The organism is Pantoea endophytica, assembly GCF_002858935.1.
In the GTDB taxonomy this organism is placed as follows: Bacteria; Pseudomonadota; Gammaproteobacteria; order Enterobacterales; family Enterobacteriaceae; genus Pantoea; species Pantoea leporis.
Window position 1 is genome coordinate 48305 of the sequence record NZ_PJRT01000018.1, and the last position, 25472, is coordinate 73776.

Consider the following 25472-nt stretch of genomic DNA (forward strand, 5'->3'; position numbering starts at 1 on the left):
TTTAGTAGCTTAAACGGCCCTGCTTCACCAGCCACTCACGCACCATAAACAGCGCGCTGACGTTACGCGCTTCGCGGAAGTCGGGTTCATCCAGCAGCGCCAGCAGATTATTTAGCGGCCAGCGATGGACAATTAGCGGCTCCGGCTCATCACCTTCCAGCTTCTCTTCGTACAAACCTTCCGCCACCACGATGTTCATCTTGCTGGAGAAATATGAGGGCGCCATGGTCAGCTTGCCCAGCGCTTCCAGTTTGGTGGCACCAAATCCCGCTTCTTCTTTCAGTTCACGATCGGCGGCTTCAAAGGCGCTTTCGCCAGGATCGATTAGCCCTTTAGGAAAGCCCAGTTCATAGCTTTCCAGACCGACGGCATACTCCTGAATCAGGATCACGTCATCGCCAATTATCGGCACAATCATCACCGCTTCACGGTCGGAAGGTTTCATGCGCTCATAAACGCGGCGCGCGCCATTACTGAAAGCGAGATCGACCGCTTCGATGGTGAACAGGCGGGAGCGGGCCACCGCTGCCACATTGAGGATGTCAGGTTTTTTCATTGGGGTTTTCATATCAGCCTCAAACTTAGCACAACCCTGTGAAACGTGATGACGCCAGCATACCGAAGCCAGAACTATTGTGCGACACGCAGCGTAAGTAAACTATGGTGACATACATTCACTTATGGCTGCTAACAACTTCTTGTTATCTATGCAGTTAAAAATTCACAATAAGTCAACGGTGTGGGGTTAAATTCAGAAAATACCGATATTTAGTTGAGTCATGTCTGGTTAACATCCCGTTAAGGAATGATCTAACAAACTATAATTAAATGATTTTGCGCGTTATTTTATCTGACTTTTCCCTTGTCAGAATGACATCTGCTCGCCAAAATTGACTTGTATTGATGGATTCACCGGGAGTAATTCGTTAACGTGAAGGCAGTTTTTTGGCTGGATTGAGCAAAGCATGAGCACTTATATTGTCATTCTGGCTGTCATGCTCGCCTGTTCCTTATTAGCAGGTATCGGCTATTGGTTCGCTATGCGGCATCGTCCGCCGTTGGCGAAACCACTGCCGTTTATCAGTCCGCCTAATCGTAAACTCACCGACGAAGAACGCGCTGCCGTTGAAAAGTACATCGCGCTACTAGTGAAACAGCAGCAACACAGCAGCGCGCGATCCGCAAAGAAGCCGCGCGAACCTCAAGCGCTGACGCTCACCGCGCAAAGCAACAATGTTTATCCTGTCACCCGCTCCATCACCCGCTATGGCCTCTCCACCGACGATCCGCAGAAGTGGCGCTACTATCTCGATGAAGTCGAAGTGCATCTTCCGCCGCTTTGGGAACAGTACATAGCCGAAGAGAACCACGTAGAGCTGATCCGCACGCAAACGCTGCCGCTGGTGATTTCGCTTAACGGACATTCGCTGGTGAATTACGCGGTGGAACAACCGGCGCTGCCGCCACTGGTGCGGCCGATGTCCACTAACGCGTCAATTCGTAAAGAAGAGAGCGAGAATGTTGAGCTGCTGCAGGTACGCAAAGAGACCTCAGAAGAGTATCAGCTGTCTCGCGCCGACGGCACGCGTGAAGCGGTCGCCATCTGTTTCGCTTTCCTGCTGTTCTTCCTGAGTCTGGTGCTGCCCGGCAGCCTGATGGGCTGGATTGCGCTGCTCGGCTGCCTGATGATCGCCGTTAGCCTGTGGTTCCTCTATCGCTTCCCTGGCACCAAAGGTTTGCGCGATGTGCACTGCCTGCGCGGTGCGCCCAAGCGCTGGGGTCTGTTTGGTGAATCCAATCAGGAGCAGAGCAACATCTCGCTGGGCATTATTGATTTAATCTATCCCGCGCACTGGCAGCCGTATGTGGCGCACGATTTAGGCCAAACTACCGACGTCGATATGTACCTCAATCGTCAGGTAGTGCGTCAGGGGCGCTTCCTGTCGCTGCAGGACGAAGTGCGTAACTTCCCGGTGCAGCGCTGGCGTAAAAATCTGGTGCTGGCGTGCGGCTCGCTGCTGGTGCTGGTCATGCTATTCACCTGGATTCCTCTCAGCATGCCGATCAAACTCAGCCTTGCGTGGGTGAAAGGCACCGAGAGCATTGAAGTGAATAGCGTGGATAAGCTGAATGCGCTGCCGCTACACATCGGCGACATTTTGAAAGTGGGTGGCACCGGCATGTGTTCGGTACCGGGCAATTATCAAAGCAATCGCAGCTACGCCTACATGCCGTTCGACTGCTCGGCGATTTACTGGAATAACGCCGCGCCGCTGCCACAGCCGCAATCGGAGATCATCGATAAAGCCTCGGCGCTGCTCGATACCACCACGCGCCAGCTGCATCCGGAAACCAATACCGATCCCAAACTCAATCCGCAGCTCGCCTCGGCGATTCAGAAATCGGGCATGATTCTGCTGGATGACTTCTCGGATTTGGTGCTGAAAACCCAGGATCTGTGCAGCCAGCAGCAGGATTGCGTACGCCTGAAAAATGCGCTGGTGAATCTCGGCAACGCCAAAGATTGGGATTCACTGATTCACCGTGCGGATTCTGGCAAGCTGAATGGCATGAACGTACTACTGCGTCCGGTGAGTGCCGAAGCGCTGGAAAATCTGGTGAACACCGCCACCTCCAGCTTCTTCGCGCGTGAAACGCGTCGTGCGGCTGAAAACCTCAATAGTCCACCGCCGGGCGGCTTCCTGATTGTCAGTGATGAAGGTCGTCAGATGGTGATGCAACCGCAGCCGTCGGTACCGCTGTTCGATCTTGATGCGCCTTCGCAATGGCGCGAACTGCAACGCATGTCTGGCATGCTGCTGCATACGCCATTCGCCGCCAGCGGCATCATCACCAGTATTACCACCGATGCCAACGGCACACGCCATATCGCGCTGCATAACGAGCCGGATGCCATGGCGCAATGGCGCTATTTGGGTACCACGCTGTTGATGCTGGTGCTGATTGCCAGCGCGGTGATCAACGGCTTGCTGGCGCTGCGTCGTATTCATCGCAATCGCCTGCGCATGGCGGAAATTCAGCAGTATTACGATAAGTGCTTCAACCACAATCTGAACACTATGCAGAGCGTGCGCTCGCTGTTCTGAGCCCTCTCCTTCTGTGCTACCCTGTCGCCCACTTTTTTGCGGCGAGAAAGACAATGCAGGTTACGCTTAACTGGTCAGAGATTGATACCGTGCTGCTGGATATGGACGGCACCTTGCTCGATCTCGCCTTTGATCGCCACTTCTGGCTGGAACACGTTCCGGAAACCCTGAGCCGCGAACGCGCCATCACGCTGGGCGAAGCGCATCAGCTGATTGAGCAGAAATACCAGGCCGTGGTGCATACGCTAAACTGGTATTGTCTCGATTACTGGTCGCAGGAACTGGCGCTGGATATTCGCGCCATGACGTGGGAGAAGCGCCACCGCGCGGCAATGCGTGAAGATACGCTGCCGCTATTGCAGGCGCTGCGTGCCGCAGGTAAGCGCACGATTCTGTTGACCAATGCGCATCCTTACAATCTGGATGTGAAACTGGAGCAGACCGGATTAGCTGCCCACCTTGATTTATTACTTTCCACCCATACCTTTGGATATCCGAAAGAGGATCCGCGTCTCTGGCAAGCCGTTCAGCAACACACTGCGTTTGACAGCGCGCGTACGCTATTCATTGATGACAGCGAAGCGATTCTGGATGCAGCAACACGCTGGGGCATCCGCTGGTGCTTAGGCGTCAGCAATCCGGATTCCGGTCGGCCCGATCAATCTTTCCAGCGTCATCCGGCGGTACGCGATTATCGCCAGTTGTGTGAGACGCTGCGTTAAAGCAGGAGCCGCAATACCATGAAAGAGAAAGTGAGCGAAGGCGTGCGCCTCGACAAATGGCTGTGGGCCGCACGCTTCTACAAAACGCGTGCGCTGGCACGCGAAATGGTCGAAGGCGGCAAAGTGCATTACAACGGTCAGCGCAGCAAGCCGAGCAAACTGGTGGAGCTAAATGCTGAATTGACGCTGCGTCAGGGCAACGATGAGCGCACCGTGGTGATCACCGCCGTGACCGATCAGCGTCGTCCGGCCAGCGAAGCCCAGGCGCTGTATGCCGAAACCGCCGCCAGCATCGACAAGCGCGAGAAAACCGCGCTGGCACGCAAGATGAATGCCTTAACCATGCCGCACCCCGATCGCCGCCCGGATAAGAAAGAGCGCCGCGATCTGATGAAATTTAAATTGTCGGGTGATAAATAACGCGCCCCCAACGAGAGAAACACTATGTCTGCAAACGATCAACTGCACCGTTACCTGTTCGAAAACGTCGCCGTGCGCGGCGAGCTGGTCAATGTGAGCGAAACCTGGCGTGAAATCGTCGAAAATCACAACTACGTTGAGCCGGTAAAAACCTTGCTGGGCGAGCTGCTGGTAGCCACCAGCCTGCTAACGGCAACGCTGAAGTTTGACGGTGATATCACGGTGCAGTTACAGGGCGACGGTCCGCTGACGCTGGCGGTGATCAACGGTAACAACCGTCAGGAGTTGCGTGGCGTGGCGCGCGTGCAAGAAGACGCGGAGATCGCACCCGGCAGCAGCCTGAAAGAGATGGTCGGCAACGGCTATCTGGTGATCACCATTTCGCCAGAGAAAGGCGAGCGCTATCAGGGCGTGGTTGGCCTGGAAGCGTATACGCTGGCGGGTTGTCTGGAAGATTACTTCATGCGTTCTGAGCAGTTGCCAACGCGCCTGTTTATCCGCACCAGCGACAAAGGCGCAGCCGGCATTCTGCTGCAGGTGCTGCCAGCGCAAGAGCCGAGCCTGGATGATTTCAATCACCTCGCCACGCTGACCGAAACTGTGAAGAGCGAAGAGCTGATTGAGCTGCCCGCCACCGACGTGCTGTGGCGCCTGTATCATCAGGAAGAAGCCACCGTGTTCGATCCGTCGCCAGTCAGCTTCAAGTGCACCTGTTCACGCGAGCGCTGCGGTGAAGTGCTGAGCACGTTGCCGGTTGAGGAAGTGGACGAAATCCTCGCAGAGGATGGCGAAATCGATATGAATTGCGACTATTGCGGATCGCATTACGTGTTCGATGCAGTGGATATTGCCGCCATTCGCAACGCGCCAACCAACAACAGCGATCACGTGCATTAATTACCTGCCGGGCGGTTCATCCGCCCGCATTCCTGCTGAACGTATCCCTATCATTTATCACGGTTATTAGCTAAATAACGCTGACTTTAGTTTCATAAGTGGCAGATTTCTCTACTTGTCACGTTCCAGCTCGCATTTCTGACTATCTTCTCTTTTCCGCCGTGCTCAGAAGAGTACACTGCGCGCGATCTGCCCTGCGTGGCTATGCAGGCAGGCGGCAGAATCACCCCATAAAAAATATGCAGTAACAGATACCGATTAAAGGAGCAGTCACATGCGCGTTAACGGCCTGACATCGCAAGACCTCGCCTCTATGGGCATCAGCGGCACCACCGAAGTGGTGTACAACCCTGATTTCGACACCCTGTTTCAGGAAGAAACTCGCCCAGAGCTGGAAGGTTATGCGCGAGGCATTCTGACGCAGAGCGGTGCTATTGCCGTGGATACCGGCATCTTCACGGGTCGCTCGCCAAAAGATAAGTACATCGTTCGGGATGACACCACGCGCGACACGCTGTGGTGGAACGATGTCGGCAACGGTAAAAATGATAACCAGCCGCTGTCACAGGAAACCTGGCAGGCGTTGAAAGATCGCTGCACCCAGCAGCTTTCCGGCAAACGCCTGTTTGTGATTGATGCGTTCTGCGGTGCCAATCCTGACACGCGCCTCAGCGTGCGCTTCGTGATGGAAGTGGCCTGGCAGGCGCACTTCGTCAAAAACATGTTTATCCGTCCGAGCGAAGCCGAACTGGCTGACTTCAAACCGGATTTCGTGGTGATGAACGCCGCGCAGTGCACCAATCCAGACTGGCAGGCGCAAGGTCTGCACTCCGAGAACTTCGTCGCCTTCAACCTGACCGAGCGCATGCAGCTGATTGGCGGCACCTGGTACGGCGGCGAGATGAAGAAAGGGCTGTTCGCCATCATGAACTACCTGCTGCCGCTGAAAGGCATCGCTTCAATGCACTGTTCGGCTAATGTCGGCAAAGCGGGCGATGTGGCGGTGTTCTTCGGCCTGTCCGGCACCGGTAAAACCACGTTGTCCACCGATCCGGATCGCCAGCTGATTGGCGATGACGAACACGGCTGGGATGACGACGGCGTGTTCAATTTTGAAGGCGGCTGCTACGCCAAAACCATCAATCTGTCTGAGCAGGCGGAGCCGGAGATCTACCGGGCGATTCGCCGCAATGCGCTGCTGGAAAATGTGGTGGTGCGCGCCGATGGCAGCGTGGATTACGCCGACGGCAGCAAGACCGAGAACACCCGCGTCTCTTATCCGATCGAGCATATCGAGAACATCGTGCAGCCGGTGTCGAAAGCGGGCCATGCGAAGCGGGTGATTTTCCTTACCGCCGATGCCTTTGGCGTGCTGCCGCCGGTTTCACGCTTGACGCCAGAACAGACGCAATACCATTTCCTGTCTGGCTTTACCGCCAAACTGGCCGGCACCGAGCGCGGCGTCACGCAGCCAACGCCCACCTTCTCTGCCTGCTTTGGCGCGGCGTTCCTGACGCTGCACCCAACGCAATATTCCGACGTGCTGGTGAAGCGCATGGAAGCGGCAGGTGCGCAGGCGTATCTGGTGAATACCGGCTGGAACGGCAGCGGCAAGCGCATTTCGTTGAAAGACACGCGCGCCATCATCAACGCGATTCTGGCTGGGGAGCTGGATGAGGTTGAGACTGACACCTTGCCGGTGTTCAACCTGCAGATGCCTAAAGTTCTGCCGCAGGTGGATAGCGCGATTCTCGATCCGCGCCGCAGCTGGCCGACAGAAGCGGCCTGGCAGCAAGCCGCGCAGGATCTGGCGCAGCGCTTTATTACTAACTTTGAGAAATATACCGATAACGATGCGGGTAAAGCGTTAGTGCAGGCGGGTCCGCAGTTGTGATGTGAAAACCCGGTGGGCATAAATGCCCGCCGGGTATCACGCACTGTGATTGATACTCGCCACCGCCGTAGCGCTGCTGCCTTCCGGAATCGGCAACCAGGCACGAATCCGCAATCCGCCCCGGTCGCTGTCACCAATCTCCAGCGAGCCTTCATGCGCATCGATAATACGCTGCACAATCGCCAAACCGAGACCGGTGCCGCTGGTACTGCGCGCGCTGTCGCCGCGCACAAACGGCTGGAACAGATGCTGTAGCTGATCCGGCTTGATACCCGGACCATCATCTTCCACCTGGAACCACGCGCGGTTCAGCTCCTTGCCGCTGCTGACCTTAATCCATCCATTGCCATAACGCGCCGCGTTGACCACCAGATTCGCCAGCGCGCGCTTGATGGACAGCGGGTTGATATCCAGCATCAAATCCTCGGACATCACCGCGTTCTCAATCTCGCGCTCGTAGCCGCTCTCTGCCGCCACCACTTCGCCCAGCACGCTGTTGAGGTCGGCGCGCTCGGTCTGCATCTCCTGACCGGTACGCAGATAGTCGATGAACTGCTCGATAATCGCGTTGCACTCTTCGATATCTTTATTGATCGACTCCGCCAGATAACCATCCTGCTCGCCCATCATCTCAGTAGCGAGACGAATGCGCGTCAGCGGCGTACGCAAATCGTGGCTGACACCCGCCATTAACAAGGTACGATCGTCGGCCAACTGCTTCACACCGGCCGCCATTTGGTTAAACGCCCGCGTCACCGAACGCACTTCCGACGCGCCGTATTCACGCAGCGGCGGTGGAATGATGCCTTTACCGACCTGCAACGCCGCATGCTCCAGATCCACCAGGGGTCGGTTCTGGATGCGGATAAACAGCCAGGCGCCGCCAATCGCCAGCAGCATAATCGCCAGCGTGTAGCGGAACAGCGGTGAGAAGTCGCCCTGATGGATTTCGGTGAGCGGCACGCGCACCCAGATATCCGGCGACAGCCAGGTTTTCAGCCACACCACCGGCGAGTTTTTATTCACCTCGACACGGACATCGGTAGGACCGCCCAGCTGCTGGCCCATCTGCTCACTGAGGAATTCGTAATGTTGCGCCCAGCGCAAACCGCTCTCTTCCGCCGCCGCGTTGGTGTACAACGAGATGCCCAGCTCACGATAAATTTCGCGTCGGAAGGCCGGTGGCACTTCCAACTGCGTTCCGTCTTCCAGCTGCAGCCGATCGGTCATCAACATACGCACTTCGTACGCGAGGACCTTATTGAACTGCTGCAAGCTGGGAAGAATGGCGAAATTGAGCACCACCAAATAGGTTGTTACCAGGCTGACGAACAGCAAGGTAACAATCAATAACAAGGTGCGGGCAAACGAACTGCGGGGTGAGAAGCGCAATCGCCTCATGCTTTGCTGCCGTCCGGAACGAATACGTAGCCAAGACCCCAAACGGTCTGAATGTAACGTGGATGCGCCGGATCTTCTTCCACCATGCGGCGCAGACGCGAGATCTGCACGTCGATGGAGCGTTCCATGGCGCTGTATTCACGGCCACGCGCCAGGTTCATCAGCTTATCGCGTGACAGCGGCTCACGCGGATGGCTCACCAGCGCTTTCAGCACGGCAAACTCACCGCTAGTCAGCGGCATTGGCTCATCTTCACGGAACATCTCGCGGGTGCCGAGGTTCAGCTTGAACTTACCGAAGGCGATAACCGCTTCTTCCTGCGAAGGCGCGCCCGGCAACTCATTGGCCTGACGACGCAATACGGCACGAATACGCGCCAGCAGTTCGCGCGGGTTAAACGGTTTTGGAATGTAGTCATCCGCACCGATTTCCAGACCGACGATACGATCCACTTCTTCGCCTTTCGCGGTGACCATGATGATCGGCATCGGGTTGCTTTGACTGCGTAAACGGCGGCAGATAGACAAACCATCTTCGCCCGGCAGCATCAAGTCGAGCACCATCAAGTGGAAGGATTCGCGGGTTAACAGTCGGTCCATTTGCTCGGCGTTGGCAACGCTACGCACCTGAAAGCCCTGCTCGGTGAGATAGCGCTCCAGCAACGCACGCAAACGCATATCATCATCGACGACCAGAATTTTGTAGTTCTCTTGCATGTTCAACTCCCAAAGGCGCCATTGCCTGAGCCAATATTGTTAAAAAAAGAGGCCTCAGTGTGACAGTCATTAATGGTTTATATTCTAGCCGAAATTGTTACAAAGCATATTAAACAGCAGCTTATATTTATTTTTGACCCTGAAATGCGCTTCGCTTCGCGTTTTTTATCTGTGCTTTCAAGCCGCTTAGCGCTTATCTGAAAATTTGGCGCATTTTCTTTCTGTTACTGGTTCATGACAAAAAATCCCGCCGCCAGAGAGGCGTTCAGGGCGATTTGACTTAAGGTGATGGTGAAGAATAGGCCTGAGTTGCAGTGATGGCAGCATAAAATAGGGCATTTCTCTCGCGGAATGCGCATCTGTTTTCGGAACAATTCCCGAGCGATGAAAAACAAGGCCAGTGTTAAATTAATTCCTACAAATCAATCAGTAATCTCCTCTTTCCTCGCTTCTCTCGATCTCCGACACTGGATTCGTACCTGTTGTTATTGAGTTCATGTGGAGAGAGAAAAATGAAAAAAACGGTAATTCTGCTGGGCGCACTGGTACTGACCAGCTTCACTCAGGTTCAGGCGGCCACCAGCGCGGGCGAAGCGGCTGGCGCGCAGGCATCCACGACGGCGAAGGGTAACTCTGACGCGATCGGTGTTGGCGCTGTAGGCGCGCTGCTCGGCGTGGCGCTGGCGACCATGGGCGGCGGCGACAAAGGTGGCAGCGGTACCTCAACCACCACCGCGACCCAAGCCGGTAAATAACGTATCACGGCCGTTCCGTTAATCTCTGCCATTTAATACCGCACATTTCGTCGCGGCGCGATTTATCGCGCAATCAATTGCGCCGCGACAATGTGTGCGTTTTGCGAAAGAGTGTTGAGTACTACACCAACGGCGATTGCGCTTTTTTTAAGGCGTCTCTTTCACATAATCGATGCTGTTCACAAACCACAGCTTCTGCCCTTCCGGCGTGTTGACCACCACTTCGTCATCCACTTCTTTCTTGATCAGCGCACGCGCCATCGGCGAGTCGATCGAGATGTACTCTTTCATCGTCTCGCCATAAATTTCATCCGGGCCAACAATGCGGAAACGCTTCACATCGCCCTGCTCATTCTCCACTTGCACCCAGGCACCGAAAAACACTTTGCCCTCCTGCTGCGGCGCGTAATCGACGATTTTCAGATCGGCGAGGCATTTACGCAGATAGCGCACCCGGCGATCGATCTGGCGCAGCAGACGCTTGTTGTAGGTGTAATCCGCGTTTTCCGAACGATCGCCGAGGCTTGCCGCCCAGGAGACGATTTTGGTGACTTCCGGACGCTTTTCATTCCACAAATGGTCGTGTTCGGCACGCAGCTTGTTATAGCCTTCGCGGGTAATCAGTTGGGTTTTCATGACTTCAACTCGTGGTGACGGCGGTTCTTCGCAGCAAAGAGGCTAACAATAAGCGACCGATTGACCATCAGCAAGATTGCGCGCGCTGCATTCAGAAAAAGACGGATTCACGGGCCACCGGCTGGCAATTTTCGGCCTCATTCCGTATAACTGTCCGCTATTTCCAACCCTGTGTAAGCATTGTTAATGATGATGAAAGATTCACTGAGCCAGATTATCGCAGGTGAGCTGAAGGCACGCGCCGACCAGGTTGATGCTGCCGTTCGCTTACTTGATGAAGGGAACACCGTGCCGTTTATCGCACGTTATCGTAAGGAAGTGACCGGCGGACTCGACGACACCCAGCTGCGTTTGCTGGAGAGCCGTCTGAGTTACCTGCGCGAGCTGGACGATCGTCGCCAGTCGATTCTGAAATCCATCGACGAACAGGGCAAACTCACGCCTGAACTCGCCACCGCCATCAACAGCACGCTGAACAAAACCGAGCTGGAAGACCTTTACCTGCCGTACAAACAGAAGCGTCGCACGCGCGGACAGATCGCTATTGAAGCCGGTCTGGAACCGCTGGCCGATACGCTGTGGCAGGACCCATCGCAGGATCCCGAGCAACTGGCCGCCAGCTACGTTGATGCCGACAAAGGTGTCGCCGACGTGCGCGCTGCTCTGGATGGCGCGCGCTACATCCTGATGGAGCGCTTTGCCGAAGACGCGACGCTGCTGGCGAAAGTGCGTGAATATCTGTGGAAGAACGCGCATGTGGTTTCGCGCGTGGTGGAAGGTAAAGAGGAAGAAGGGGCGAAATTCCGCGACTACTTCGATCATCACGAAGCGCTGAGCGGCGTCCCGTCGCACCGTGCGCTGGCGATGTTCCGCGGCCGCAATGAAGGCGTGCTGCAGCTGTCGCTGAATGCCGATCCGCAGTTCGATGAAGCCCCGCGTGAAAGCTATGGCGAAACGCTGATCGCCGAACACCTCAAGCTGCGCCTGAATAACGCGCCAGCGGATAGCTGGCGTAAAGCGGTGGTGAGCTGGACCTGGCGCATCAAAGTGCTGCTGCACCTCGAAACTGAATTGATGGGCACCCTTCGTGAACGCGCCGAAGATGAAGCTATCAACGTATTTGCCCGTAACCTGCACGATCTGCTGATGGCCGCGCCTGCGGGCATGCGCGCCACCATGGGCCTCGATCCAGGCTTACGTACCGGCGTGAAAGTTGCGGTGGTAGATGCCACCGGCAAGCTGGTCGCCACTGATACCATTTATCCGCACACCGGCCAGGCGGCGAAAGCGGCCACGGCTGTGGCGGCGCTGTGCGCCAAACATCAGGTTGAACTGGTGGCGATTGGTAACGGTACCGCCTCGCGCGAAACCGAGCGCTTCTTCCTCGACGTGCAGAAGCAGTTCCCGCAAATCAACGCGCAGAAAGTGATCGTCAGCGAAGCCGGTGCATCGGTCTATTCGGCTTCTGAGCTGGCGGCGCTGGAGTTCCCGGATCTCGACGTTTCCATCCGTGGCGCGGTTTCCATCGCGCGTCGCCTGCAGGACCCGCTCGCCGAGCTAGTGAAGATCGATCCGAAATCGATCGGCGTAGGCCAATATCAGCACGACGTCAGCCAAAGCCAGCTGGCGAAGAAGCTGGATGCGGTGGTGGAAGACTGCGTAAACGCCGTGGGTGTCGATCTCAACACCGCGTCTGTGGCGCTACTGACCCGCGTGGCCGGTTTAACCCGCATGATGGCGCAGAATATTGTTAGCTGGCGCGATGAAAATGGCCGCTTCCAGAATCGTCAGCAACTGCTAAAGGTGAGCCGCCTCGGGCCGAAAGCCTTTGAGCAGTGCGCGGGCTTCCTGCGCATCAACCACGGCGATAACCCGCTGGATGCCTCAACTGTGCACCCGGAAGCCTATCCGCTGGTCGAGCGCATTCTGGCCGCCACCGAGCAGGCGCTGGATGAGTTGATGGGCAATGCTGGCGGTCTGCGCGATCTGAATGCCCGCGACTTCACCGATGAGCGCTTCGGCTTGCCCACGGTCACAGACATCATCAAAGAGCTGGAAAAACCGGGCCGCGATCCACGTCCGGAGTTTAAAACCGCGCAGTTTGCTGAAGGCGTGGAAACGCTCAACGATCTGCTGCCGGGCATGGTGCTGGAAGGCGCCGTCACCAATGTCACCAACTTCGGTGCTTTCGTCGATATCGGCGTGCATCAGGATGGTTTGGTGCACATCTCTTCCCTTTCCGACAAGTTCGTTGAAGATCCCCATCAGGTGGTGAAAGCCGGCGATATCGTCAAAGTGAAGGTAATGGAAGTGGATATGCAGCGTAAGCGTATTGCGCTCACCATGCGTCTGGACGAGCAGCCTGGTGAAAGCAATGCCCGCGGCAGCAACCGCAGCGCAGGCAAAGAAAACGCCCGCCCGGCGGCCAATAACAAAGGTCGCGGCAAACCTGCCAGCTCGTCTGCCGGCAACAGCGCGATGGGCGATGCGCTCGCCGCGGCATTCGGTAAAAAACGCTAAGTTCCTGCCGTAAATAACGCGCGGAGAAACCCTCGTCTCTGCGCGTATCAGCTTGATAAATCTCCTCATCCAACTACGCTGAAAAAATAACCTTCCGCGTGGCCCAGCGATCCATGGATATTATCAACGCCTTAATCGATGAGATTTATCACGGCAGCTTTCCGGTCGCGGCGCGTGAACGCCTGCTTTCACACATTCGTGCCGCGCGCGATACGGCAAAACTGCCGCGCAAGGCGCACTGGGATGAGAAAGATGTGGTGCTGATTACCTATGCCGATCAGTTCCGCGAACCTGAACAGCCAACCCTTGCCAGCTTCTCGCGTTTTTATCAGCAGCATCTGCAATCCACTTTCAGTCTGGTGCATCTGTTGCCGTTCTTTCCCTACTCTTCCGACGATGGCTTCTCGGTTATCGACTATCACCAGGTCAATCCGATTTGCGGCGACTGGCAGCACATCAGCGCGCTGCACAGCGAAACGCGGCTGATGTTTGATTTTGTCTGCAACCACATGTCGGCGCACAGCCGCTGGTTTCAACACTTTCTGGCGCAGGATCCGGGTTGGGATGATTTCTTTATCAGCATGCCGCCGGCGACCGATCTCAGCGCGGTGACGCGTCCACGCACCTCGCCGCTGCTCACACCGTTTGCGATGGCCGACGGCGAGACGCGCTATATCTGGACCACCTTCAGCGCCGACCAGATCGACCTCAACTTTGGCAATCCGGAAGTGCTGATTCGCATGGTCGATGTGCTGCTCGACTACCTGAACAAAGGCGCGGATTATGTGCGGCTCGACGCGGTGGGCTACATGTGGAAAACGCCGGGCACCAACTGCATTCACCTGCCGAAAACGCATCAGCTGGTGAAGCTGTTTCGCGCCATAGCCAATGAAGTGGCACCCGGTACGGTGATCGTCACCGAAACCAACGTGCCGCACAAAGACAACATCAGCTATTTCGGTAACGGCAAAGATGAAGCGCAAATGGTGTATCAGTTTTCGCTGCCGCCGCTGGTGCTGCACGCCATTCATTCCGGATCGGCGCGTGCGCTGCGTCAATGGGCCAGCACGCTGGATTTAGGCGGTGGCACCACCACTTTCTTTAACTTTCTTGCCTCGCACGACGGCATTGGACTCAATCCGGCGCGCGGCATTTTGTCGGAAGTGGAGATTGTGGCGCTGGTGCGTGATTTAGCGCTGGAAGGCGCGCTGGTCTCCTACAAGAACAATGCCGATGGCACCACCAGCCCTTACGAAATCAATGTCACCTATTTCGATGCGCTCAATCAGCAGGACGACGACGATGACACGCGTTTGCGCCGCTTCCTGCTGGCGCACGCGATTCTGCTGTCATTTCCTGGCGTACCGGCGATTTACATTCAAAGTATTCTTGGCTCGCGCAACGATAATGAAGGCGTGCGCGCCGCCGGTCATAACCGTGCCATCAACCGGGAGAAGTACAGCCTGCGTGAAATGGAACAGTGGATCAGCGGCGGCAATCCGCTGCGCCAACAGGTGTATGAACGCCTGAGCGCGCTGATTCAACTGCGCACGCGGCAACCCGCGTTTCATCCCGATAATCCGATGACGCTGCTGGAAAGCGAAAATAGCCTGCTGGTGTTGCGTCGCCATCAGCCGGATAGCGATGAGGGGTTGCTGTGTGTGTTTAATCTCAGCCGTCATGAGGTGACGACACAGTTACCGCTGGCGCGGCATATGCAGGATGTGATTAGCGGGGAGAAGCTGGATGGCAGCCAGCCCTTAACGCTGGCTGCGTGGCAGTTTATGTGGCTGCGGTAAACGTCATGATCAGCTGGGTAAATTCATCGGGGTGAGAAATGAAAGGCGCATGCGCGGCTTTCTCCATCACCACCGAGGATGAAGCTGGCCAGCGTGAATCCAGTTCTTCTGCGACACGACGCGGCACCAGCCCATCGAGATAGCCGTAGATACGCAGGAACGGCAGCGGCAGATCGTCGAGCGCGGCACGCAAATCGTCCTGACGCAGAATCTCCAATCCCCCTTCCAGCACTTCAACCGACGGCATCGGCTGCGATAACACCACCTCTTTCAACTGACGCGCATCCTGTCGCGCGTTCTCCGTGCCCATAGTTTGCAGCGCCAGAAAGCGCTCCACGGTGCGCTGGAAATCGGTGCTCAACTGCTGCTGAAAATTTTGCAGCGTTTCGGGCTTGATGCCCGGCCATTGATCACGCGCGGTAAAACACGGCGATGAGGCAACGGTGATCAGCGCTGCAACGCGCTCCGGCTGGGTTAACGCCAGCTGGCTGGCCACCAATCCACCCAGCGACCAGCCGAGCAGCACCGCGCGATCGGGTAACTGCGGCAACAGCTGTTGCGCCATTTCCGCTAAGGTCAGCGGCGCAAAACCCTGGCTGCGGCCGAAGCCCGGCAGATCCACCAGATGCAGGCGAAAATGCGAGCTGAGTCGCGGAACGATGTTTTGCCACACTTCGGCGTTCAAACCCCAGCCGTGCAGCAGCACAAGATCGCGATCGCCCGTGCCTGTGGTGTGCCAGTAAAGCGAACTCATCGGTTACACTCCGGAAAAGTGATAAGGAGGTCGCTATGCTACCAATCCCGGCCCTGTGTTGGCTATGCCGCCTGCCGTTGCAGATTGCCAGCCACGGTTTGTGCAGCCGCTGCGTGCAGCAAATTCCGCGGCTACCGGCACTCTGTCCCTGCTGCGGTTTACCGGCCAGTGGAATGCAGCCCTGCGGGCGCTGCCTGCGCCGCCCGCCGCCGTGGCAGAGCCTGAGCTGCGTCAGCGATTACCTGCCGCCGCTGAGCGATTGGGTGCAGCAGCTGAAGTTTTCTCGCGTAACCGCACTCAGAGTGATGCTGGCGCGGCTTATTTTGTTAAAATTGTTAACAATGCGTCGTGATTACCGACTGCCGCGTGTAGATTTGGTGCTGAGCGTACCGCTGCATCGTCGGCGCGCCTGGCAACGCGGCTACAATCAGGCGGCGCTGCTAGCTAAACCGCTGGCTCGCTGGCTGGGCTGTGAATATCGCGAAGCGGTAAAGCGGGTGCGACAGGGCGCAGTTCAGCATTCATTGAGCGCCAGCGCGCGCAAAAAGAACCTGCGCGGCGCGTTTCGCCTTGAAATGCCGGTGCGCGGACGCCATATCCTGCTTATCGACGATGTTGTGACGACCGGAAGTACCGTGGCGGAAATTAGCCGCATCCTGCTGGCGCAAGGCGCGGCCAGCGTACACATTGGTTGCCTGTGCCGTACCTTGTAGAGCGTCGGTGTTGGGCGTATTATAACCAAGTAATTTAGTCAACTATTGAGCAATCGCCATGATCGTTATTACTGATGCTGCGCAAGAGCACTTCTCAAAATTGCTGTCCAAACAAGAAGATGGCACTCAGATTCGCGTATTCGTCATTAATCCGGGTACGCCAACCGCAGAATGCGGTGTTTCTTACTGCCCACCCGATGCAGTAGAAGCGACTGATACCGAATTTAAGTTCGAAAAACTGTCAGCCTTTGTTGATGAGCTGAGCGCACCGTACCTCGATGATGCGGAAATCGACTTTGTTACCGACAACCTCGGTTCGCAGCTGACGCTGAAAGCGCCTAACGCCAAAATGCGGAAAGTCTCTGACGATGCGCCAATGGTGGAACGCGTGGAATATCTGCTGCAAGCGCAGATTAACCCGCAGCTGGCTGGTCACGGCGGTCGCGTATCGCTGATGGAAATCACCGATGACGGCATCGCCATTCTGCAATTCGGCGGCGGCTGTAACGGTTGTTCGATGATCGACGTCACGCTGAAAGATGGCATCGAGAAAGAGCTGCTGGCAGCCTTCCCTGAGCTGAAAGGCGTGCGCGATTTGACCGAGCACCAGCGCGGCGAGCACTCGTACTACTGATTAAGCACGCGGCAGCGACCCGAAGCTGCCGCGCTTTCTTCAACGCTTCCTGCGCCCGGTATTCACCGCATTCAATAAGCCCGGCACGTTTCCTCTAAACATCTTTTCGATTGTGACGCTTAACTTGCGCCGCCAGTTTGGATATTCATCTACCGTACCCGGCACGTTGACCGGTGAAGTCATAGCAAGCCAGTCTTCAGGTTGCAGCCCCAGCAATGCGCTGTTAGTGCGCGCCAGATAGCGGTGGAAGCCGCGATTGAGCACCGGTGTGAAGGACAATCGGCTGGCAACGGTACCGTGGCGCGCAGGCAACGTATTCATCTGATGCAGCACATCCAATAGCGCCTGTTTTTGTGTATCCCTTTGCCTTAGCAATGACATGTATACGCTCTCCTGGTACAAGCCCAGTTTGTGACCCAGAAAAAGATCCTCATATCTCCAGAATCCCGCCAACGTCGGCAAATCATGGGTACTGGCGCTGGCAATCGACTGCACGGGATACTCTTGCGGCTGACGATAGCTGCCATCGCCGTGCTGCTCGAAGAACAACACTTTCCACGAGAAAATGCCGCTTTTGCGCAGCAGGCTGACGATCTCTTTTGGCACCGTGCCGAGATCTTCGCCAATGACCATGCAGCGATGGCGCTGACTCTCCAGCGCCAGGATCGCTAGCAGATCCTCAACCGGATAGGCCACGTAAGCGCCTTTATCCGCGCTTTCGCCGTAGGGAATCCACCACAAGCGCAGCAGCGCCATCACGTGATCGATACGCAAAGCGCCGCAGTCACGCATATTGGCGCGCAGCAGGTCGATAAAAGGCTGATAGCCGCGCGCGCGCATCACATGTGGATCGAGCGGCGGCAAACACCAGTTTTGCCCCTGCGGACCGAGGCGATCCGGCGGTGCGCCAACGGAAGCGCCGAGTTTATACAGTTCCGGATCCTGCCATGTTTCGGCGCTGCCTTGCGCCACGCCGACCGCTAAGTCGCGATATAATCCCACTTCCATGCCAAGCTGCTGGCTAATTTGACAGCAGATGGCAAACTGCTCTTGCGCCACCCACTGCAACCAACTCCAGAACTGAATCTCCTCTTCGTGTTCCGCACACCATTGCTGCACTTCCGGCAACAAAGCGTTGCGCCAGCCTTCCGGCCAGTTGGTCCAACCCCATTCATCAGGATGCTGCTGGCTGCGTTCGGCGAGAATGCCATCAAACGCCGCCTGATAACGCAGATGGTCGCCGCCCTCAACGATAAATTGCTGGAATCCGGCATCTTCAGCGGCGCGCGGCTGGAAGCGCTGCCAGGCAAAGCGCAGCGCGGCCAATTTCAGTTTGGCCACCGCGCTGTAATCGACAAACTCAGCCGCGCGCGCCTGATCCAGCGCTTTGCGTGTTTTCGCCATTTGCCACCAACGCTGCGCTGCCTCGCTACGCTGAAAATCCTCCAGCCGATTAACGTCGATATACAGCACGTTGAGCCAGCGACGCGAGGTTGGGCTGTAAGGACTGGCATGTTCTGGCTGTGCGGGATAAAGCGCATGCAAAGGATTAAGGCCAACGAAGTCACCGCCATTATTGGCAACGTTCTCCAGCATCTGCGCCAAATCGCCGAAGTCACCGATGCCCCAATTGTCATCCGATCGCAGCGTGTAAAGCTGTACTAACGCGCCCCACAGTTTCTCTCCTTGCTCGACTGATGCCGGGATAAAACAGCGGCGTGGCGCAATGATGATGCGGGTTTGCCACTGCTGGCGACCTTTGCGCAGCGTGAGCTGGTGATAACCCTGTGACAGACGCGGCGGCAGTGTGAGCGGTTCTCCGCCCTGCACTTCGCCGCTGAAGCTTTTGCCCTGTTCGGTTTGTAGCTGCCAGGAAAAGGTGCCGCTGCCTTGTGGCGTCAGTTGGCGCTTGCTGCGAGCGGCAAATACCTGCACCGGCGGCAGTGGTGGCGCTTTACCGGTTGGCGTTTCCATGACTGCCAGCAACGCGCGTTTGGTCTCATCGCTGATGGTTTCCGGCTCGCCGTGCGCGTTAATAAAGCGCAGCGAAATGCCGGCATCCTGTGTCGCCTGGTCCAGCTTGTTGAGCGTCATCGTGTCTCCAAAATCATCTATCGTGTCTTTATCGGGCCGCCTGCCAAATCCGCTGCTGATAATCGCGAATTGAACGGTCAGAGCTGAAGCGGCCGGTGTGAGCGGTATTGAGGATCGCTGCGCGCGTCCAGGCGTCCGGATTTTTCCACAACGCTTCCACCTGCTGCTGCGCGGCGATGTAGGCATCAAAGTCGGCCAGCACCAGCCAGGGATCGCCATTTTTGGTCAGGCTTTGCAGCATCAAATCAAACGCATGCTTATCGCCGTCGCTGAACTTGCCCTTCTCCAGCTCCTTCAGCAAACCATCCAGATAAGGATTCTGTTTACGCAGCTTTTTCGGGCTGTAGCCTCCCGCCTTCAGCGCTTTCACCTCATCCACGCTGTTGCCGAAGATAAAGATATGCTTCGCGCCCACCGCTTCAGCAATCTCCACATTGGCGCCGTCCAGCGTGCCAATGGTGAGTGCGCCGTTCAGCGCCAGCTTCATATTGCCGGTGCCGGAAGCCTCATAACCGGCGGTGGAAATCTGCTCGGAGAGATCGGCGGCCGGAATCATCAGCTCTGCGGCGGTGATGCGGTAATCCGGGATAAACACCACTTTGAGGCGATCGCCGACGAGTGGATCGTTGTTGATCACTTCCGCCACTTTGTTGATGGCATAGATGATATTTTTGGCGAGGTAGTAGCCGGGCGCGGCTTTGGCGCCAAACAGGAACACGCGCGGCACGAAGTCGGGGTTATCTGGGTTGTCGCGCAGCTGGCGATAGCAGTGCAGCATATGCAGCAAACTGAGGTGCTGACGTTTGTACTCATGCAGTCGCTTAATCTGCACGTCAAACAGCGCATCCGGATTGATATCAATGCCGGTCACGCGCTTGACGTAGAGCGTCAGCCGCTGTTTGTTTTGCTGCTTGATGTCGCGAAACTGCTGACGAAACGCCTTCTTGCGGGCGAAAGGTGCCAGCCACGCCAGCGCATCGAGATCGTTGGCCCACTCAACCTGCAGGCTGTCATCGATCAGCGTCGCCAGCAGCGGATTACACTGTTTCAACCAGCGGCGCGGCGTGATGCCGTTGGTCACGTTATGGAATTTGTTCGGCCACAGCAGGTGATATTCCGGGAACAGATCTTTCACCACCAGCTCGGAGTGCAGCGCCGCCACGCCGTTGACGGCGAAACAGCTCACCACGCACAGATTCGCCATACGCACCTGACCATCAGCCACCACCGCCAGCTTGTGCCAGATCGCTTTATCGTCTGGCCACCGTTGCTTCACCACCTTTTTCAGGCGGCGATTAATCTCACGGATGATCAACATATGCCGCGGCAGCAGGTCGCGCACCAGTTTCTCATCCCAGCGCTCCAGCGCTTCCGGCATCAGCGTGTGGTTAGTGTAAGCAAAAGTGCGGCTGGTGATATGCCACGCATCGTCCCAACTCAGTTGATGCTCATCCAGCAGCACGCGCAGCATCTCCGGGATGGCGATGGTGGGATGCGTGTCGTTAAGCTGGATCACTTCGAAATCAGGCAAAGTGCGAATGGCGCGCCCGGCGAGATGATGACGCCGCAGAATATCGCCCACCGCGCAGGCGCACTGGAAATACTGCTGCATCAGGCGCAGCCGCTTACCTTCGGCATGATTATCATTGGGATAGAGCACTTTGGTCAGCTTGTCGGCTGCAATGCCTTGCTGCTCAGCCTGCAGGAACTGGCCGTTGTTGAACGCGGTGAGATCGAACGGCTGCGCGCTGCTGGCTTTCCACAGGCGTAGCGGCAGCGTGATACCGTTGCGATAGCCCACCACCGGCAAATCCCAGGCTTCGCCTTTGAGCTGAATTTTAGGTCGCCAGCTGAGGCTGCCATCGTGGTTCTCTTTGACCTTGCCGCCGAGGCCTACCTGCACATCCAGCGCGGCGTTGTAGCGGAACCACGGATAGCGATCGCGCTGCCAGTCATCCGGCGCTTCCTGCTGCTGTCCGTCGGCAAACGTCTGACGAAACAGGCCGTATTGATAGTTGAGGCCGTGGCCCATCGCAGCCTGGCCGACGGTCGCCATCGAATCCATATAGCAGGCGGCCAAACGCCCCAATCCGCCGTTACCGAGTGCCGGATCCACCTCCTCTTCCAGCAGTTCGCTCAGCTCAACCTGATGTTCCGCCAGCGCGGCTTGCACTTCGTTATACCAGCCAAGATTGAGCAAATTGTTGCCGGTCAAACGCCCCAGCAGAAACTCCATCGACAGATAGTTGACGTGGCGCTGCCCGTGTTTGGCTGGCACAGGTGGCTGCGTCGCCAGCATTTCTGCCAGCACGCGGCTCAGCGCTTGCCACCATTGCTGCGGTGTCATTTGCTGGGCGGAAGTGAGTCCGAGATGCTGCCATTGGCGGGTGAGCGCGGCGTCGAAACGTGTTTTATTGAATTTTTGCTGCGACATATCAATCCCTTCAAGTCCGTTAACGGTAAAGCCGGGCGAGCGCAAGAGGTGAATGGATAAGTAAAGCTGGGGGCGCAGAAAAAAGCGACAGGGAAATGCAGGTGCGGTGAAAAAAATCGGTGCTGATTTTTGTAGCGGCGCGATTTATCGCGCAATAAATTGCGCCGCTACGGCATTAGCAAAGTTCGAGGTGAACTTCGTGCTGTTCAATCACTTTCAGCACGCTGGCCGGCGGGCTTTGATCGGTATACATGTAATCAATCAGGCTCATATTGCCGAGGTTGACCATCGCATTACGGCCAAACTTCGAGTGATCCACCACCAGCATCACGCAGCGCGAGTTTTCGATGATGGCGCGTTTGGTGCGCACTTCGTGATAATCGAACTCCAGCAGCGAACCATCCATATCAATGCCGCTGATGCCGAGAATGCCGTAATCGAGGCGAAACTGCGAAATGAAGTCCAGCGTCGCTTCGCCCATGATGCCGCCATCGCGCGTGCGCACTTCGCCGCCGGCGATAATCACGCGGAAATCCGCTTTCGCCATCAGCAGAATCGCCACGTTGAGGTTGTTGGTGACAACGCGCAGATTGTTGTGATTGAGCAGCGCATGCGCCACCGCTTCCGGCGTGGTGCCGATATCAATAAACAGCGTGGCGCCATCAGGGATCTGGCTCGCCACGCGCTCGGCGATGCGCGCTTTCTCCGCCGACCACATCATTTTACGATCCTGCCATGCGGTATTTTCTGAGCTGGACGGCAGCGCCGCCCCGCCGTGATGGCGCATGATTTTGTTCTGATCGGCCAGGTCGTTCAGGTCACGCCGAATGGTTTGCGGGCTGACTTCAAAGTGATCAACAAGCTCTTCGGTACTGACATATCCCTGACGCCGGACCAGATCGATAATGGCGTCATGACGTTGCGTCTGCTTCACATCTCTCTCCTCGGCTCGTGGCCGCTTCTTTTATTGGTGCTGCTAACGACGCGTAATCTTACGCGTATCAACAAATGCCATCGCTAAACCCACCAGCAAGCCGGTGACGTGCGCGGCGTTGGCGATCGACAGACCAAATGCGCCGTACCAGCCAATCACCAACCATACGACCGCAAAGCCAATCAGGCCGCGCTCGAGATAAATACCACTTTCGGGATCGCGCTCGCCGCGCAGCCAGCAGTAACCCATCAACGCGTAAACCACGCCCGACAAGCCACCAAACAGCACGCCGCTGAACTTGGCCTGCATCCAGCCGGTTAGCAGCGCCGAGATCAGCATAATCACAAACAGCTTGCCGCTGCCGAGACGCTTCTCGACCGCACCGCCGAGATACCACCACCACATCAGGTTGAACAGGATATGCAGTAGCGAGAAGTGCAGCAGCGCATGGCTAAACCAGCGCCACACCTGGAAATATTGCGAGGAATCCGCCGGCCAAGCCAGCCACTCCAGCGCCACATCATCACCGACGATCTGCATCAGGATAAACACCGCGATGCAGGCGATCATGATGGCCATGGTGAGCGGACCTGCGCGTTCGCGAATGCTCGCCCAGATATTAGTGCGCTCGTAGCGCAAGCCACTTTCGGTGTTGCCGCTATGCCAGCTGGCCGCCTGATAGCGCGGATGGTTGGGATCGCGCACGAACTGCGCGAGTTCGTTTTCGACCCTCTCCAGCTTGCTTTCGTCATCCAACATAATGACAAAGTGGCTTTCGCGCTCAATGCGTAGCGTCACGCCGCGAGTCGCCATGTAGTCGACAAACGCCTGCGCCATGCGCGGATTATTGAACTGGGTAATGCGCATCATGCGGTGATCTCCTTCCTTATGCGATGGGCTCAGGCGTCGCCGAGGGCAACCTGCGCCGGGAATGCCGCGCGCCAGGCATCAAATCCGCCGTCAATGCTGTACGCCGCGCTGAATCCCTGGCCCAGCAGGAACTGCGCCGCGCCTTTGCTGCTGTTGCCGTGATAGCACATCACCAGCACCGGCAAAGCCTGATTGGCGTTGGCGATGAAATCCGCCAGGTTGTCATTGTTCAGATGTTGCGCGCCCGCCGCGTGGCCCATCATAAAGCTCTGCGGATCACGGATATCCACCAGCTGCGCACCTTGTGCCAGATGCTCTTGCGCCTGCAGGACATTAATACACTCGAAGGTTTCCATGGTGTCTCTCATTACTTCATCACAATTAGCGCCTAGTTTAACCTGAGAACGCGCCGCGATAACCTGACAAGTCCTGTGGTTATGTGATTTTTTTCCTGTCGGAATGTTAGCTATATCACGCAAAAATGTTTTTATTCAGTTAACCGCTGGCGTAGATGTTGGTTTCCGATTATTATTACGCTCGAAAACGAACATTTTAGAACTATTCCGAACATCGGAGGAGATGACGTGGAAACCAAAGACCTGATCGTGATCGGCGGCGGCATTAACGGAGCCGGCATTGCAGTGGACGCTGCAGGACGCGGACTGTCGGTGCTGATGCTGGAGGCGCGGGATTTGGCCTGTGCAACCTCCTCCAACAGCTCGAAATTGATTCACGGCGGCCTGCGCTACCTTGAACACTATGAATTCCGCCTGGTGGGCGAAGCGTTAGCAGAACGTGAAGTGCTGCTAAAAATGGCCCCGCACATCGCTTTCCCGATGCGCTTCCGTCTGCCGCACCGTCCGCATCTGCGTCCGGCGTGGATGATCCGCATGGGCCTGTTTATGTACGATCGCCTCGGCAAACGCACCACGCTGCCGGGTAGTAAGAGCCTGCGTTTTGGCGCGGATTCGGCCCTCAAGCCGGAGATCACGCGCGGATTCGAATATTCTGACTGCTGGGTTGATGATGCGCGAATGGTGGTACTCAATGCGCAGGAAGTGGAAAAACAGGGCGGCGAAGTACGCACCCGCACGCGCGTGACCCGCGCCTGGCGTGAAGCCGGTTTGTGGATGGTGGAAGCCGAAGATATCGACAGCGGTAAAACCTACACCTGGCGCGCCAAAGGTCTGGTCAATGCGGCCGGTCCGTGGGTAAAAGAGTTCTTCGACGATGGCCTGAAGCTGAAATCGCCGTACGGCATTCGTCTGATCAAAGGCAGCCACATCGTGGTACCGCGCGTCCATCGCGAAAAGCAGGCGTATATCCTGCAAAACGAAGATAACCGTATCGTGTTTGTGATTCCGTGGATGGATGAGTTCTCCATCATCGGCACCACCGACGTGGAGTACAAAGGCGATCCGAAAGACGTGAAAATCGATGACAACGAAATCAGCTACCTGCTGAACGTGTTTAATGGACACTTCAAACAGCAGCTGAGCAAAGATGACATCGTCTGGACTTACTCGGGCGTACGTCCGCTGTGCGATGACGAATCAGATTCGCCGCAGGCCATCACCCGTGATTACACGCTGGATGTGCATGACGACAATGGCCAGGCTCCGTTGCTGTCCGTGTTCGGCGGCAAGCTGACCACCTATCGTAAGCTGGCGGAACATGCGCTGGAGAAACTGACCAAATACTACCCGAATATCGGCCCGGCGTGGACCAAAAACGCGGTATTGCCGGGCGGGGATTTCTCCGGTTCACGCGAGGATTACACCGCTAGCCTTCGTCGTCGCTATCCGTTTATCAGCGAAGGTATGGCGCGTCACTTTGCGCGGACTTACGGCAGCCGCACCGAAGAGCTGCTGGCAGGCGCGAAGAGCATCGAGGATCTAGGTGAAAACTTCGGTCACGAGTTCTACGAAGCCGAGCTGCGTTACCTGGTGAAAAACGAATGGGTACGCGAACTGGATGATGCAATTTGGCGTCGTACCAAACAAGGTATGTGGCTGAACGAAGCCGAGCAGGCGCGCATTGCCGAGTGGCTGGCGGTCAACGCACAGAAACCGGCGTTGTCGTTAGCGTCATAATCTCAGCCAATTAAAAGGCCGTTATCCTGATGGGATAACGGCTTTTTTTATGGAAAACAGCGCGATAAATCGCGCCGCT

Annotated in this window: 21 protein-coding genes; 11 read left to right on the forward strand and 10 right to left on the reverse strand. The window is 56.6% G+C overall.

What is annotated here, in order from left to right; genetic code table 11:
* Position 1 precedes the first annotated feature (1 nt).
* Positions 2 to 568 (reverse strand): ADP compounds hydrolase NudE, encoded by a 567-nt coding sequence (gene nudE / locus PZBJ_RS12170; protein ID WP_101762674.1) that lies wholly within the window; start codon positions 566 to 568, stop codon positions 2 to 4.
* A 397-nt stretch (positions 569 to 965) separates the two neighbouring features.
* Here nudE and PZBJ_RS12175 point away from each other — a divergent pair, with 397 nt between their 5' ends.
* The 5 genes from PZBJ_RS12175 (at position 966) to pckA (ending at position 7040) form a co-directional block, all read left to right on the forward strand.
* Complete coding sequence (locus PZBJ_RS12175) at positions 966 to 3107, forward strand: intracellular growth attenuator family protein (RefSeq protein WP_101762675.1); 2142 nt, start codon at positions 966 to 968, stop codon at positions 3105 to 3107.
* Between the two features lie 53 nt (positions 3108 to 3160).
* Positions 3161 to 3829 carry a GMP/IMP nucleotidase gene (yrfG, locus tag PZBJ_RS12180; RefSeq protein ID WP_101762676.1) on the forward strand — a complete coding sequence of 223 codons (669 nt, stop codon included), beginning with the start codon at positions 3161 to 3163 and terminating at the stop codon, positions 3827 to 3829.
* Positions 3830 to 3847: 18 nt separating this feature from the next.
* The gene (gene hslR, locus PZBJ_RS12185; protein ID WP_101762677.1) at positions 3848 to 4249 is read left to right on the forward strand and encodes a ribosome-associated heat shock protein Hsp15; all 402 of its coding nucleotides are present in this window, start codon (positions 3848 to 3850) and stop codon (positions 4247 to 4249) included.
* A 24-nt stretch (positions 4250 to 4273) separates the two neighbouring features.
* On the forward strand, positions 4274 to 5146 hold the full coding sequence (gene hslO / locus PZBJ_RS12190) for an Hsp33 family molecular chaperone HslO (RefSeq protein ID WP_101762678.1): 873 nt from the start codon (positions 4274 to 4276) through the stop codon (positions 5144 to 5146).
* A gap of 274 nt (positions 5147 to 5420) precedes the next feature.
* The gene (pckA, locus tag PZBJ_RS12195; RefSeq protein WP_101762679.1) at positions 5421 to 7040 is read left to right on the forward strand and encodes a phosphoenolpyruvate carboxykinase (ATP); all 1620 of its coding nucleotides are present in this window, start codon (positions 5421 to 5423) and stop codon (positions 7038 to 7040) included.
* 36 nt (positions 7041 to 7076) lie between these two features.
* Here the strand turns inward: pckA and envZ are convergent, their stop codons facing one another.
* Together envZ and ompR are read right to left on the reverse strand one after the other, a co-directional pair.
* Positions 7077 to 8441 carry a two-component system sensor histidine kinase EnvZ gene (gene envZ, locus PZBJ_RS12200; protein ID WP_101762680.1) on the reverse strand — a complete coding sequence of 455 codons (1365 nt, stop codon included), beginning with the start codon at positions 8439 to 8441 and terminating at the stop codon, positions 7077 to 7079.
* Complete coding sequence (gene ompR, locus PZBJ_RS12205; protein WP_001157751.1) at positions 8438 to 9157, reverse strand: osmolarity response regulator transcription factor OmpR; 720 nt, start codon at positions 9155 to 9157, stop codon at positions 8438 to 8440. Before ompR ends, envZ begins: the two co-directional genes overlap by 4 nt.
* Before the next feature lie 512 nt (positions 9158 to 9669).
* On the opposite strand from ompR, the gene yjbE reads away from it, so the two are divergent.
* A complete protein-coding gene (gene yjbE / locus PZBJ_RS12210) occupies positions 9670 to 9912 on the forward strand; it encodes an exopolysaccharide production protein YjbE (RefSeq protein WP_101762681.1) in 243 nt (80 codons plus the stop codon).
* A gap of 147 nt (positions 9913 to 10059) precedes the next feature.
* On the opposite strand, the gene greB is transcribed toward yjbE, so the two are convergent.
* Positions 10060 to 10548 carry a transcription elongation factor GreB gene (gene greB / locus PZBJ_RS12215; protein ID WP_101762682.1) on the reverse strand — a complete coding sequence of 163 codons (489 nt, stop codon included), beginning with the start codon at positions 10546 to 10548 and terminating at the stop codon, positions 10060 to 10062.
* Between the two features lie 192 nt (positions 10549 to 10740).
* Here greB and PZBJ_RS12220 point away from each other — a divergent pair, with 192 nt between their 5' ends.
* Positions 10741 to 13068, forward strand: a complete 2328-nt coding sequence (locus PZBJ_RS12220; RefSeq protein WP_101762787.1) for a Tex family protein — start codon at positions 10741 to 10743, stop codon at positions 13066 to 13068.
* A gap of 113 nt (positions 13069 to 13181) precedes the next feature.
* Complete coding sequence (locus PZBJ_RS12225; RefSeq protein ID WP_101762683.1) at positions 13182 to 14867, forward strand: alpha-amylase family glycosyl hydrolase; 1686 nt, start codon at positions 13182 to 13184, stop codon at positions 14865 to 14867.
* On the opposite strand, the gene bioH is transcribed toward PZBJ_RS12225, so the two are convergent.
* A complete protein-coding gene (bioH, locus tag PZBJ_RS12230) occupies positions 14851 to 15621 on the reverse strand; it encodes a pimeloyl-ACP methyl ester esterase BioH (RefSeq protein ID WP_101762684.1) in 771 nt (256 codons plus the stop codon). The genes PZBJ_RS12225 and bioH overlap by 17 nt on opposite strands.
* A gap of 35 nt (positions 15622 to 15656) precedes the next feature.
* Between bioH and gntX the strand changes: the two genes are divergently transcribed.
* Together gntX and nfuA are read left to right on the forward strand one after the other, a co-directional pair.
* On the forward strand, positions 15657 to 16334 hold the full coding sequence (gntX, locus tag PZBJ_RS12235; RefSeq protein ID WP_101762685.1) for a DNA utilization protein GntX: 678 nt from the start codon (positions 15657 to 15659) through the stop codon (positions 16332 to 16334).
* Positions 16335 to 16392: 58 nt separating this feature from the next.
* On the forward strand, positions 16393 to 16968 hold the full coding sequence (nfuA, locus tag PZBJ_RS12240; protein ID WP_064741235.1) for a Fe-S biogenesis protein NfuA: 576 nt from the start codon (positions 16393 to 16395) through the stop codon (positions 16966 to 16968).
* A 39-nt stretch (positions 16969 to 17007) separates the two neighbouring features.
* On the opposite strand, the gene malQ is transcribed toward nfuA, so the two are convergent.
* From malQ to glpE, 5 genes are all read right to left on the reverse strand, one after another.
* On the reverse strand, positions 17008 to 19062 hold the full coding sequence (malQ, locus tag PZBJ_RS12245) for a 4-alpha-glucanotransferase (protein WP_101762686.1): 2055 nt from the start codon (positions 19060 to 19062) through the stop codon (positions 17008 to 17010).
* A gap of 28 nt (positions 19063 to 19090) precedes the next feature.
* Complete coding sequence (gene malP, locus PZBJ_RS12250) at positions 19091 to 21496, reverse strand: maltodextrin phosphorylase (protein WP_101762687.1); 2406 nt, start codon at positions 21494 to 21496, stop codon at positions 19091 to 19093.
* 175 nt (positions 21497 to 21671) lie between these two features.
* A complete protein-coding gene (locus PZBJ_RS12255) occupies positions 21672 to 22430 on the reverse strand; it encodes a DeoR/GlpR family transcriptional regulator (RefSeq protein ID WP_101762688.1) in 759 nt (252 codons plus the stop codon).
* Positions 22431 to 22472: 42 nt separating this feature from the next.
* A complete protein-coding gene (gene glpG / locus PZBJ_RS12260; RefSeq protein ID WP_101762788.1) occupies positions 22473 to 23297 on the reverse strand; it encodes a rhomboid family intramembrane serine protease GlpG in 825 nt (274 codons plus the stop codon).
* A 32-nt stretch (positions 23298 to 23329) separates the two neighbouring features.
* Entirely contained in the window at positions 23330 to 23656 is a 327-nt protein-coding gene (gene glpE, locus PZBJ_RS12265; protein WP_101762689.1) for a thiosulfate sulfurtransferase GlpE, read from the reverse strand.
* A gap of 228 nt (positions 23657 to 23884) precedes the next feature.
* On the opposite strand from glpE, the gene glpD reads away from it, so the two are divergent.
* On the forward strand, positions 23885 to 25393 hold the full coding sequence (glpD, locus tag PZBJ_RS12270) for a glycerol-3-phosphate dehydrogenase (RefSeq protein ID WP_101762690.1): 1509 nt from the start codon (positions 23885 to 23887) through the stop codon (positions 25391 to 25393).
* Positions 25394 to 25472: the final 79 nt, after the last annotated feature.

Coding starts and splice junctions, on each gene's coding strand:
- nudE (WP_101762674.1), bottom strand. CDS start 568: ATGAAAACCCCAATGAAAAAACCTGACATCCTCAATGTGGCAGCGGTG.
- PZBJ_RS12175 (WP_101762675.1), top strand. CDS start 966: ATGAGCACTTATATTGTCATTCTGGCTGTCATGCTCGCCTGTTCCTTA.
- yrfG (WP_101762676.1), top strand. CDS start 3,161: ATGCAGGTTACGCTTAACTGGTCAGAGATTGATACCGTGCTGCTGGAT.
- hslR (WP_101762677.1), top strand. CDS start 3,848: ATGAAAGAGAAAGTGAGCGAAGGCGTGCGCCTCGACAAATGGCTGTGG.
- hslO (WP_101762678.1), top strand. CDS start 4,274: ATGTCTGCAAACGATCAACTGCACCGTTACCTGTTCGAAAACGTCGCC.
- pckA (WP_101762679.1), top strand. CDS start 5,421: ATGCGCGTTAACGGCCTGACATCGCAAGACCTCGCCTCTATGGGCATC.
- envZ (WP_101762680.1), bottom strand. CDS start 8,441: ATGAGGCGATTGCGCTTCTCACCCCGCAGTTCGTTTGCCCGCACCTTG.
- ompR (WP_001157751.1), bottom strand. CDS start 9,157: ATGCAAGAGAACTACAAAATTCTGGTCGTCGATGATGATATGCGTTTG.
- yjbE (WP_101762681.1), top strand. CDS start 9,670: ATGAAAAAAACGGTAATTCTGCTGGGCGCACTGGTACTGACCAGCTTC.
- greB (WP_101762682.1), bottom strand. CDS start 10,548: ATGAAAACCCAACTGATTACCCGCGAAGGCTATAACAAGCTGCGTGCC.
- PZBJ_RS12220 (WP_101762787.1), top strand. CDS start 10,741: ATGAAAGATTCACTGAGCCAGATTATCGCAGGTGAGCTGAAGGCACGC.
- PZBJ_RS12225 (WP_101762683.1), top strand. CDS start 13,182: ATGGATATTATCAACGCCTTAATCGATGAGATTTATCACGGCAGCTTT.
- bioH (WP_101762684.1), bottom strand. CDS start 15,621: ATGAGTTCGCTTTACTGGCACACCACAGGCACGGGCGATCGCGATCTT.
- gntX (WP_101762685.1), top strand. CDS start 15,657: ATGCTACCAATCCCGGCCCTGTGTTGGCTATGCCGCCTGCCGTTGCAG.
- nfuA (WP_064741235.1), top strand. CDS start 16,393: ATGATCGTTATTACTGATGCTGCGCAAGAGCACTTCTCAAAATTGCTG.
- malQ (WP_101762686.1), bottom strand. CDS start 19,062: ATGACGCTCAACAAGCTGGACCAGGCGACACAGGATGCCGGCATTTCG.
- malP (WP_101762687.1), bottom strand. CDS start 21,496: ATGTCGCAGCAAAAATTCAATAAAACACGTTTCGACGCCGCGCTCACC.
- glpG (WP_101762788.1), bottom strand. CDS start 23,297: ATGCGCATTACCCAGTTCAATAATCCGCGCATGGCGCAGGCGTTTGTC.
- glpE (WP_101762689.1), bottom strand. CDS start 23,656: ATGGAAACCTTCGAGTGTATTAATGTCCTGCAGGCGCAAGAGCATCTG.